Source organism: Lysobacter sp. CA196 (assembly GCF_052078695.1).
Taxonomy (GTDB): Bacteria; Pseudomonadota; Gammaproteobacteria; order Xanthomonadales; family Xanthomonadaceae; genus Lysobacter.
Map to the genome: position 1 here is coordinate 136272 of NZ_JBQJIN010000012.1, position 10764 is coordinate 147035.

Annotated in this window: 12 protein-coding genes; 3 read left to right on the forward strand and 9 right to left on the reverse strand. The window is 60.8% G+C overall.

What is annotated here, in order from left to right; all coding sequences use genetic code 11:
• Positions 1-124: 124 nt before the first annotated feature.
• Both ACTOWK_RS13010 and ACTOWK_RS13015 read right to left on the reverse strand, forming a co-directional pair.
• Positions 125-526 carry a hypothetical protein gene (locus ACTOWK_RS13010; RefSeq protein ID WP_441330580.1) on the reverse strand — a complete coding sequence of 134 codons (402 nt, stop codon included), beginning with the start codon at positions 524-526 and terminating at the stop codon, positions 125-127.
• 436 nt (positions 527-962) lie between these two features.
• Positions 963-2669, reverse strand: a complete 1707-nt coding sequence (locus ACTOWK_RS13015; protein ID WP_441330581.1) for a putative bifunctional diguanylate cyclase/phosphodiesterase — start codon at positions 2667-2669, stop codon at positions 963-965.
• A gap of 286 nt (positions 2670-2955) precedes the next feature.
• Here ACTOWK_RS13015 and ACTOWK_RS13020 point away from each other — a divergent pair, with 286 nt between their 5' ends.
• Positions 2956-3183, forward strand: coding sequence for a response regulator transcription factor (locus tag ACTOWK_RS13020; RefSeq protein WP_441330582.1), 228 nt, complete (start codon positions 2956-2958; stop codon positions 3181-3183).
• A gap of 82 nt (positions 3184-3265) precedes the next feature.
• Here ACTOWK_RS13020 and ACTOWK_RS13025 read toward each other — a convergent pair whose 3' ends face one another.
• The 3 genes from ACTOWK_RS13025 to ACTOWK_RS13035 all read right to left on the reverse strand — a co-directional run bounded on the left by ACTOWK_RS13025 (position 3266) and on the right by ACTOWK_RS13035 (position 5860).
• Positions 3266-3775 carry a GFA family protein gene (locus tag ACTOWK_RS13025; RefSeq protein WP_441330583.1) on the reverse strand — a complete coding sequence of 170 codons (510 nt, stop codon included), beginning with the start codon at positions 3773-3775 and terminating at the stop codon, positions 3266-3268.
• Between the two features lie 136 nt (positions 3776-3911).
• Positions 3912-4151 (reverse strand): nickel-binding protein, encoded by a 240-nt coding sequence (locus ACTOWK_RS13030; RefSeq protein WP_441330584.1) that lies wholly within the window; start codon positions 4149-4151, stop codon positions 3912-3914.
• 740 nt (positions 4152-4891) lie between these two features.
• Positions 4892-5860 carry an aspartyl protease family protein gene (locus ACTOWK_RS13035; protein ID WP_441330585.1) on the reverse strand — a complete coding sequence of 323 codons (969 nt, stop codon included), beginning with the start codon at positions 5858-5860 and terminating at the stop codon, positions 4892-4894.
• 126 nt (positions 5861-5986) lie between these two features.
• Between ACTOWK_RS13035 and ACTOWK_RS13040 the strand changes: the two genes are divergently transcribed.
• Together ACTOWK_RS13040 and ACTOWK_RS13045 are read left to right on the forward strand one after the other, a co-directional pair.
• Positions 5987-6691 carry a response regulator gene (locus ACTOWK_RS13040; protein WP_441330586.1) on the forward strand — a complete coding sequence of 235 codons (705 nt, stop codon included), beginning with the start codon at positions 5987-5989 and terminating at the stop codon, positions 6689-6691.
• Positions 6688-8088 carry an ATP-binding protein gene (locus ACTOWK_RS13045; protein ID WP_441330587.1) on the forward strand — a complete coding sequence of 467 codons (1401 nt, stop codon included), beginning with the start codon at positions 6688-6690 and terminating at the stop codon, positions 8086-8088. Before ACTOWK_RS13040 ends, ACTOWK_RS13045 begins: the two co-directional genes overlap by 4 nt.
• A gap of 100 nt (positions 8089-8188) precedes the next feature.
• Here the strand turns inward: ACTOWK_RS13045 and ACTOWK_RS13050 are convergent, their stop codons facing one another.
• From ACTOWK_RS13050 to ACTOWK_RS13065, 4 genes are all read right to left on the reverse strand, one after another.
• Positions 8189-8749 (reverse strand): hypothetical protein, encoded by a 561-nt coding sequence (locus ACTOWK_RS13050; protein WP_441330593.1) that lies wholly within the window; start codon positions 8747-8749, stop codon positions 8189-8191.
• Positions 8646-9359, reverse strand: coding sequence for a DUF3800 domain-containing protein (locus tag ACTOWK_RS13055; RefSeq protein WP_441330588.1), 714 nt, complete (start codon positions 9357-9359; stop codon positions 8646-8648). The genes ACTOWK_RS13050 and ACTOWK_RS13055 overlap by 104 nt, the downstream gene beginning before the upstream one ends.
• Before the next feature lie 76 nt (positions 9360-9435).
• Entirely contained in the window at positions 9436-9738 is a 303-nt protein-coding gene (locus ACTOWK_RS13060; protein WP_441330589.1) for a hypothetical protein, read from the reverse strand.
• 178 nt (positions 9739-9916) lie between these two features.
• A complete protein-coding gene (locus ACTOWK_RS13065; protein ID WP_441330590.1) occupies positions 9917-10378 on the reverse strand; it encodes a hypothetical protein in 462 nt (153 codons plus the stop codon).
• Between the last annotated feature and the right edge of the window lie 386 nt (positions 10379-10764).

A 10764-nucleotide genomic window follows, 5' to 3' on the forward strand; every position in this document is an offset into this window, starting at 1 on the left:
ATCGGCTCCCCGCAGTCCCGGCAGCCCATGGGGCTAGCAGCACGGCGAAGAGGCGAAACTCCTCGTACCTTCGGCTTCTATCCGGACGATGCTTCTACTCACCCGGTGGCATGCGAAAGTGACTTCAATACCGTGGGCGGGCTCGGTATCCCTCGGGCTTCAGGGCGCTTGCGAGGATCGTGGTTCGAGCACGAACAACCAGCCAAGCTTCGCTACCGCGATTGACGGAGGTAACGACGACATCGCATGCGCCGACACCGGCGCGCTCGTAGCTGGGAAGCACAAGAGGATGCTGTTGTTCATCATTGGCAGCGAGCGGCGGGTCCGCCAAGGCGATAATCACTCGGTTCCCGCCGTCGCCATGGTCCGATGTTCCTGTCGCCGCTTCGTACTGGCATAAAGGGAAGCTAACTCCTTCGCGCACCGCAAACATGGATCTGCTCTGATCGAGCCAGACGGGGCTGGAAGATTCGGGTCTTGGTATCGCGTCGAATGCGGCGAGCGCCTGATCCGCCTTGGCGAGCATATAGTCGTCGAGCTTCGCCGCTTCTGCCCACGCATCTTCGCTGTTTGACGATCGCGACAGGCGGGTAGAGGGGCTTTCTTTCCCGGGGCTCGAAGCTGTGTGTATGCACCCAGCGGGCCCTAATGCCACAAGCAAGGCCAATAGCGTGCCTGTGACGCGGGCTCGGCGCATGGCCTTGTTTCGGGATCTCGAAATCGTTTCACTGCCCATATGGTGGATTCGCCATGGCGATATTGATCCGATGAGTCGGCCACTCGATGCTGAGTGGATCGGCGCAGGGTTATCTGGTCGATACTATCGCGTTGCATGAAGCCGCACCGGGCCAAGGAGCGTCTGAAGACTTCACCGACACTGATGGCGCTCGTCTGCAAGGGCATCGCGAAGGCGTTCGCGTCCCTATTGCGATCGGACTGATCGGGTTCGATCGCCCGGTTCGCTACGATGCAATGGTTTTGAAATGCATCTGAGCCGCGTCTGCGGACACCGGCCGCCCCATCAAATAGCCCTGCAGCTCGTCACACCCGAGGTCGCGCAGGAAGTCGGCCTGACGGGTAGTTTCCACACCCTCGGCCGCTACCCGCAGCCCCAGATCCCGTCCCAAGGTCAGAATCGCGCGCGCTACCGAAGCGTCCAGAACGCTGTGCGGCAGTCCGCGCACGAAGCTCTGGTCGATCTTCAGCTTGTCCCAGGCGAAGTGCTTCAAATAGGCGAGGCTTGAATGGCCCGTGCCGAAATCGTCCAGGGACAGCAGCGTCCCCAGGGCCTTGAGCCTGCCGAGCTCATCTTTCACTCGCACCAGGTTCTCCAGCACGGAACTCTCCGTCAGCTCGATCTCGAGCATGTGCCCGGGTACCCGAAACTCCCGCAATGCGTCGTCGACCGCACGGTGCAGGCCCACGCGGCGCAGCTGCTGCGGCGATACGTTGACTGCGATCGTGAATCCCGTATAGCCCGTATCCAGCCACAGGCGTATCTGGCGGCAGGCTTCGCGTATCACCCAGTCGCCGATTTCCCGAATCAGCCCCAAGCCTTCGGCAATAGGTATGAATCTATCCGGCGGTACGTCGCCGAGCACGGGGCTGTTCCATCGCAACAGCGATTCGAAGCCGGTCAGCCGCATGTCCGAAGCCGCAAATTGCGGCTGGTACTGGAGCACGAGCTCCCCTGCCTGGACGGCCTCCCGTAACAGGCCGCCCATTACGGTGCGGTCCTCGATATCCTGCATGTCTTCGGTTTGAAACGGACAAACGCAGTTGCGGCCCAGAACCTTTCCGCGTTCCGCAGCCGCCTGGGCCCGCCGCATCAGATCCACCACGCTGTATCCATGCGCGGGGGCGTAGCTAATGCCGATCGTCGCGGTCAACAACACGCGATAATTCCCACCCTCGAACGGCAGCGTCAGTAGATTTCGAATGCTTTCGGCGAGGCGCACGGCCGCCGCCTCATCGCCGCCTTGCTGGATGACGACAAACTCGTCGCTTGCGAAATGGCATATGGCGACCTGTTGGCTCGCGAGCGACTGCAAGCGTGCACCGACCGCCCTCAGTACCTGGTCGCCGTTGTTATGGCCAAGCGAGCCGTTGATTCCGTGGAAGCGATCCAGGTCGATAAAGATTACCGCTGCGAACGACCCTCTATCTTCGATGGCCCGGATCACGTGGGGCTCGAGAACGGAGTAGCGTTCCAGGCCGGTTACGACGTCGTACCTGGCATGATCGGCCTCCGCGGCCAGCAATCGCTTCTGCTCGGTAAGGTCGCGAATGAAGGCAGTGAAGTACGCCGTATCGTTGCCATCGATCCGCGTTACCGTCAGTTCGACCGGGAATCTCTCGCCGCCTGCCCGAATGGCAACAAGCTCCAGTCTCCGGTCGAGGATGGTGGAGGTGCCGGTCATCAAATGCCGCCGAAAGCCTCGCCGATGGTTATCGCGCACGTCGGGGGGGATGATGACTTCAGCCACTTCAAGGCCGAGCACTTGCTCGCGCTTCCAGCCGAACACGCGTTCGGCCGCCGGATTGAACTCCCTGATCTGCCCGAGTTCGTCGATGACGATGATCGCATCGAGAGCCGATTGCACTATGGCTCGATATCTCGCATCGACCCCGGGCGGATTCGCAACGTTCTGGATGGTTACGTCTCGCATTCAACGCCCCTTCTAAGGCCGCGAGTTTCGCGTAATGCCAAGCGACACTACACCTATACGCCAAACGGCAGACGAGCAGGACGATCGGCTACTGCCCCTCACAAAGGCCAGACGTCCATCTGGTCGGCAGTGCCGGAAAGTCGGTGACGCACAGGTCCACATGGAGGACAGAGCCAATTAAGGGGCCGGTCTCGTTTGTATAGCGTGAACCAATGCCCACATCGGTCAATCGCCTTCTGACAATCGCCTTCTGAATCGGCCGTTCCCGTTAGAAGCCTATCCCGCCGTGCGGCGACCAACCCACAAGACTGGGGCGGCTATAAAGCAAAAACTGCCGGTCATCGCCGATGGCTACCTGCTGACCGAGCGCGAGCGGGACGCGTTGCGCATCATCAGTCTCGGGGGCAACAAAATGGCAGCGCAGAAACTGGCCATCAGCCCAAGCACGGTGCGGACTTATGTGGAAAGCATGTTCCGCAAGCTGGAGTGCCCGACGCAAGCGGCGGGACGTTGAAGGGCCTCGGCACGAGTCGCATAAGTTACGTCCAGGACATCGTCCGTGCAGGAGCATGCTAGCGAAGCCAGAACTGCAGATGTCACCCATCGCGAGAAGCTGTCCATTGCACCTGGCGCCTGAAATATGTCGAGCCGCGAAGCGGCTTCGGCTTGAATGAACCATTAGGCGCCACTAAGACAGCCCGACGAGCCGCTCGATCAAAGTGCTCGATGCCATCTGAGGGGCCCGCCCAACGATGTTTTCGCTCCTCGTAGCCCGATACGCTTGGCGGTGGGAAGCTCGGATCTGCAAAGGCGCCAACGGGGACGGCGACCACGTCTGGAACATCATTCAGGAAGCAAAAGACAGTGGAGCCGCATTCCGGGCAGAAATGAAAGCGGGCCGAACTGCCCTCGTCGCCGATGCGCAGGTACTGTTTGCTCTGGCCTTCGGTAGTTACTGTCTGGGTCGCGAACCTAGCTTGGGCGCCGAACGCACTGCCACTACGCTTTTGGCACGCGAGGCAATGACAGATCGGGACCCGATCGGGTTCCCCCCGAACGCGAACGGTGGGCTTCCCACAGCTACAAGACGCGAGATGGTCGGGCATGGCGCCTAACGCCTGAGTCGAGCCGAGCCACGAAGTGGCTTCGCCTTGATTGAATTGTCAGGCGCCATTGTGCATGGCAGAGCTGCGCTGGAACAGCCAAACGACCAGCGCGGCTATGGCAAGCGATGGGCCTTCGTCACCCGCGAGTGGAATTCACTTCGTGGACCCAATCACACTCGATGCCGGCCTTTGCATGATGCTTATGGACCGCTTCGGCGCTAGGTGCGTCCAGGACGCAATACACCTTGTTGTCCTTCTCGTTGAACAGAATGTCGTGGTGGGTGACGCCAAACTCGTCAGCGGGCGCGTTCTGCAACTTGCTCAGTTCGTCCGCCGTGAACGGCTTCATAGGATGGGAATCTATAAACTTTGCCACGGTTTTAACCTCCTCCCACCTGGACGATGGTTATCGAGCGCTTCGCGGCGGGAAGTGAAAAGCGCTCAACTTTAGCTCCTCGTAGCGTCGGACCATCGCCGCAAATTCTGCAACTTGTTCAGTTCGTCCGCCGTGAACGCCCCATGGCGCCTAACTCCGATTAGGCCCCGGCGGGGCGAAGAGCTCCGGCTGCCGCCACTTCGTGCTCGACGGGTCGGCGGAGACCGTAAGGAGTTGCTGCCGGAGACAACCGAATCAGAAATTTGCGGTCCCGATCTGATTGGCGTTTCCGACCGTTTGAGGAGCGCCCCGCCTTTCCCAGGCGACTACCATCGTTGGACCAAGCGGTTTGATGCTGCTTTGGGCTCAAGAGATCAAAGAACGGCCTTCGTAAGTGCCTGAATTTTAAGGGCCGAGCAATGGTCGGCCGACCGCGGGCTTGGAGAAGAGGCCCGCAGAGGGGCGAAAAAACGCCCAATGGCCTGGTCGTGGAAACTCGCCGACCAATGGCTAACGCGAACACCCACGAAAGAAAGGGCCTCTCGTCATTGCGACGAGGCGTAGAAAAAGTCGAGGGGGGATGGTGCGCCCACGGCGCCTGAGCTCAAACCAGCCTCTGCACCTTGGTACACATGGGGATACGCGGCCGCAGACTATTGCTATTCAATCGTAACGGTCGTTCGTAGGGGCGAGGGGCTAGCCCCTCGATCTTCGTCAGCCCTTCTCGCGCCTATGCCGCATCAACCTTCGCCGATACAGAACGCCGCTGCGCCCCGCTCGATCGTCACCCGCCGCTGCCGCAACGCGTCGATGCCGAGAATCATCGTGGGCCGTCCGTCGGGGCTCAATCTCGCGAAGATCGGCAACTCGCTGATCCGTACCTTCATCGGGCCGAGCCGCCATTCGCCGATCTCCAGATCGGGCAGATCGTAGAGCCAGGTGTCGGTCGCCTTGCCCGGGCCCATGCCTTGGGTGCCGCGTTCGCGGCGCTGCAATCGCGCGTCGCCCGGTTGCAACCCCAACACCTTGGCCGCGGCCAGATTCATCACCGTCTGCGCCGCACCGGTGTCGATCACGGCTCGCACCTTGGCCCCGCCCGGCAGCGACACGTCGATGAACGCGAATCGCCGCAGATCCTTGGAACGCCCGGGATAGCTGTTGAGGTAGCACCGCCCTTTGTCGACTGCGTTCGCGCGCAACAGCAACTCGCCTTGGTTCACATCGAAGGTCGCGTCGAACATCGCGGTCACGTTGTTGCCGAGGATGCCGTCGACCGACACCTCCGGTTCGCTGGCGAAAGCCTTGGCGTCGGTGGTGATGAACTGGCCGGCAAGCTTCATCTCGCCGATGCGCAGCCCCGCGACCTGCGCCATCGGCAGGGCGGCCGTTTGCCCGTTGGCGCCATGCACTTGCATGCCGGAAGAGGCGTCGTCTTTGAGTATCCCGGCCGACCGCGCCAACTCCGTGTCGATCACGCCCCCGCCGGCCGCGCTGTCCACCACCAGGTGCAACGGCCGCTCGATACCCGGCAGCCAGGCTTCGACCACGGCGAAGGCGCCCCGCATCGTCAGCGGCAGCCGATAATCGATCGCTGGCTCGGGCGTGGCGGCGAGCCGGGCAGGCTCCGTCGTGGCGCCGACCGTCAATGCCGCCATCAGCGTGACGGCGGCCAGCGGGAGCAACACGGGGAAACGGGAGAACGAGGGCATGGCGATGATCCGGACGTTGAAGGTGCCTGCATTGCATCCCGCGCCGGTATCGCCCGTTTGTCCGCTCCGTAACACCGCACCGTGCATCGATACAAACCCGATACACAGCCCGTGGATAATCGGCCCATGAGCGCAGCCTCCAACATCCTGGTCGTCGACGATGACGCCAGCATTCGCGACGCCCTGTGCGAATACCTGGCCCGGCACGGCTACGCGGTGCGTTCGGCCAAGGACGGCGCCGAGATGGATCGGCACCTGGCCGAGCGCGAAGCGGACCTGATCGTGGTCGACTGGATGATGCCCGGCGAAGACGGCTTGTCGATCTGCCGTCGCCTCGCCGCCAACGGGGCCGCCATCCTGATGCTCAGCGCCATGGGCACCGCTCCGGACCGGGTGATCGGCCTGGAAGTGGGCGCCGACGACTACCTCGCCAAACCCTTCGACCCGCGTGAACTGCTGGCGCGCGTGCGCGCACTGTTGCGCCGGCGCGACAAAGCCGACACCGCGTCGGCGGTCGTTATCGTGCATTTCGACGGCTGGCGGTTCGACGCGGCCGAACGGCGCCTGTTGAACCCCAGCGGCCAGCTCGTCGCGCTGACTCCGCTGGAATGCAATCTGCTGCGCGCATTCGTCGAGCGCGCTGGACGCCTGCTCAGCCGCGACCGGCTCATGCAGCTCACTCATGGCGACGACGCCGAGGCCTTCGACCGTGCCATGGATCTGGCGGTCAGCCGCTTGCGGCGCAAACTGCGCTGGCCCGGGCGCATCGATCCCATCGAGACCGTGCGCGGCGAAGGCTATCGTTTCAACTCCGCGGTCGAACGGCGATGACCGGCGCCCCGCGCTCGGCGCCGACGTTCCTGAGCCTGATGGGCGGGCTGACCCTGATTACGATCGCGGTGGCTCTGGCGATCAACTTCGTCGTGGTGCTGACCATGCCCGTGCCCCCGGCGCCTGAGATCAACCTCGGCGCCGCCATCGCCGCGCTGCGCACCGAAGGAACCGTCCAGAACGACCGCTTGAAGATACGGCGCGACTGCGCGACGCCTTCGCAGCCGACGGAGACCACGCTGACCCAGGTCGCGGCCGACGTCCTGGGCGTACCGACCGAGCGGCTGCACGCGCGATGGGTGCACACCACTTCGGAACGAATGCAGTGGAAGCCGCAGATCATCGCCACCGGTCGCATATCGCGGACCCAAAAGAATGCTTCGATGCGCGATGCGCTGACCGATCCAGCTGTCGAACTGCCGGCCTTCGAGCTGGCGCTGCGCCAAGCCGACGGCTGCTGGCGCGTGGTCGGCCCGGCGCACACGCCGACCCAGCTCTGGCGTCTGCGCATCCTGCTGGCGTTCGCACTCAGCGCCGCGCTGCTCGCGCCGTTAGCGTGGTGGTTGGCGCGGCGCTTATCGCAACCGTTGCGGCGGCTAGCCGCCGAAGCCGAACAGCTAAGCCTGGATCGAGCTTCGGGCCCCTCCACGGGACCGCGCGCCGGGGCGCCCGGCTCGGACCGCCGCATCCGCGAAGTACAAATCGCGCGCGAGGCCATGCACGCCTTGCATGCGCGCCTGCACCGGCAGGCCGATGACATGGCGAGCATGCTGGCCGCCGTGGCCCACGACTTGCGCACGCCGTTGACCGCGTTGCGCCTGCGCGTGGAAATGTCGCCGCCGGAACAGGCCGCGCGCATGGCCGCCGATCTGGAGCGGATGGACGCGATGATCGCGCAGGTACTGGACTACGCCCGCGGCCAATCCCAGGCCGAACCGCGCAGCGACACCGACCTGGCCGAGCTGGTCGAGGAATGCATCGACGACGCCCGAGCCCTGGGCAAACCCGCTCAGGCCTCGCGCATCGATCCCGTGCGCGCTGTCGTTGAACCTCTTGGTTTGCGCCGCGCCCTCACTAACTTGATCGAGAACGCCGTTCGCTATGCCGACGGCGCACACGTGGGCCTCTGGCGCGAAGGCGGCTGGATCGTGCTGCAAGTAGACGACGACGGCCCCGGCATTCCACCCGACCAAAGCGAACGTCTGCAAGAGCCCTTCCAGCGCTTGGAAACCTCCCGCAGCCGCGACACCGGCGGTCTCGGATTGGGCCTGGCGATGGCCCGCGCTGCCGCACTACGCCACGGCGGTAGCCTGAGCCTGCGCAACCGCGACACCGGCGGCCTTAGCGCACGCCTGCAGTGGCCGGCCCGAAGCTCGGATGGAACCAGCGCCGAGTAGGCCAAATGCTCATATCTGTCCTCGATGCCTAACGCGTGATTGAAGCGGAGCTGCGAAGCGGCTTCGGCTTGAATGAAGGCGATATGTTCGGAGCGAACGATCACAGTATCGGCGCTTTGCATGTGCCTGAGTAGATGGCTGCCTGCAGCCGGGGGTCGATTGGTCGGCCATTTGCGAACTCCGTCGCGAGGATCGCGACAGCCGCCCGAGTGTATTGACCCGTCACGCGATCCAGAACCCAGACTTCTCCGCCTACACGGTCAGCTTTAGTGATTTCAGTGGCGGAAATGTATCGTTCATCTTGCTGCGTAATGCGATAACTATTAATGCTCCATCGCATTTCCGCCGCCACGACATTAACTTGCAGGTCCGCTACAGGCTGCCCTGATTGATCGGTGAATTTGAGAGTTGCGGTAGCAGCGATTGCCGCGTCTGGCAGCAAAAAGGCGACGATAAGAGCAACGATACGCATGAATTTCTCCCCAATTCCTATCATCTGAACTGAGCCCATCGAGCGGCGAAGCGGCTTCGGCTTGGATAAATTGTCAGGTAATATTTCAGGGCCGCTTCGGCCATTCTTTGTATTTTGCGGGAAACAGGTCGATCCCTTCTCGCTGAAGAAGCTCGAACACAGCGGCGTGGCGCTGATTTTCAGACCCACGATTCCTTTCCTGGAACTGTAGGAGCCACACATACACGTCTGCAAGCTGTAGAAAGCGACTTAGGTGTGACTGGGTGAAATGAACGGAGTCCACCAAGTGCGTGATCTTCTGCCCAAACGCAAAATCAGTGCCGGTTGCTTTGTAGTCTGAGAGCGAGCCCGCATGTTTAGCAGCACTACGGTCGTTCTCACGGTCGCCAATAAGCATTCCAAGTCCCTGACGACCCCTCACGAATTCATTGACCCTCTCACAGAGGAACATGAACCCTATGTCTTCGGGGCTTTGGCTTGCCAATAGAAGGTCACAGTTGATTTGGATATCAATAAGTTCGACCTGTTCCAGGTTGAGGATATCGATCAACCGGCGTATGACGTCGAGTCTTGATGCAAAATCGTTCCAGGCTTTGAAATTCTTGCTGCGATGAAAGATCTCTGCCGCATGGAATTCGGTCTCTTGGATCAAGCGGGAGCTACCGAAGACATCCCGCGCTATGGCGCTTATGTGAGCCTCTACCTCCAAAAGATGGCTGTCTTCAATGACGACGCCGCCGATATGGTAAGACGGATAATTGTTGTCGTTCTTAGACTCGTCGAAAAATACAAGCCACATAAGGCATCCCGTCTAGTGCCTGAACTAAGCCGAGCCGAGCCGCGGCGCGGCTTCGGCTTGAATGAACTATTCGGCATCACTCCTGGCCAGCAGGCAGGCGCAATGCCTTTGCCTTGCCGTCAAGCATGTACCAGCAATTCTTGGTGAGGGCGGATTGCTTCTCGATCTTTACATCAGTGATTGCGTCAGCGCCGAGAGCGTAGGCGGCAGTCTTTAGGTCCAGCAGAACAGCCTGCTCAGCAGGAGCCGTTTCTACAAAGCTTCGGTGGCAGCGCCCCGCGTCTAGCATTCCTAGAACCTGCGCAGTACTCGGTGCAGTATCTAGAACATTGATAGTTTGAGACGCCGCACGTTGGTCGCCGAGACTGGCGTAAGACATGTCATTCCCGACACGCATGTTAGAGCTGTACGTGGCGCAGCCAGAGATGCAGATTGTTACAATCGCAAAGGACGCTCTATATGCATTGGTTCAATGCTATCTCCCCTGTGATAGATGACGCTTGAATTAAGCCACAGCGCGAAGCGGCTTCGGCTTGAAATAGCGGCCAACGTTAACCTCAATCGATAACTTTTTTGAGGATTCTGCGTTCGGAAACAACCTGATTCTCGGACTTTCCATGAAACGTGGCCATGCCAGTCATTGTGTTCCCATCGTTCTGAATTATGAACATATAGGTGCCGGTGTCGAATCCGACGCCTTTCTTGTCCTCAAACAGGAGGGTCATCTGATTGCCGTGGATTGAGCCCTCGTAAGCGAATTGGCGACGTGACGGCTTGCCGTCTCGTGTTTTTGATCTTTCGCCGTCCCCGGAAATCCTGCCGCCAGTCTGTTTGAGCGAGATCTTTCCCATTAGCTTTTGCTTGTTGTCCCGTAGCTCAATAATTTCCCACGAACCGTCAACGCGAATGCCTTTGTACAAAACTCTGTTGCTAACTGCGGGCCACCATTGCCTTACCGCTAGGTAGATAAGTATTGTCGCGGCGATACTAGATATGACATCACCTAAGAAGTTCAGCATATGTATCTCGATTATCTGGTTTCGATTGAGGCCAATGCCACCTTAAGCCGTGCCGCGAAGCGGCGTCGGCAGGAAGTGGGCGTCAATGATTCGTTACGCGCGAACGTATGTGATTGCCGCTGAGGCAAGTGCCAAGACTATGGGCGCCACAGTTGCTATGCGTGTCCTTCTACTCATCTGCCCAAACTGCGGCGCTGCTACAAGCAACGTATGAGTCGTCGTCACAGTGGCTACGATCGTAGCGATGGTGGGGTTGACCTGTCGCCTCCCCGTAAACTCACTCCAACCCTAACCAGAGGTCTCCAGGCAAACTAGCCCCAAGGAGACCCAGATGCGCAAGAGCAAATTCACCGAGAGCCAAATCGTCACGACGCTGAAGCAAGTCG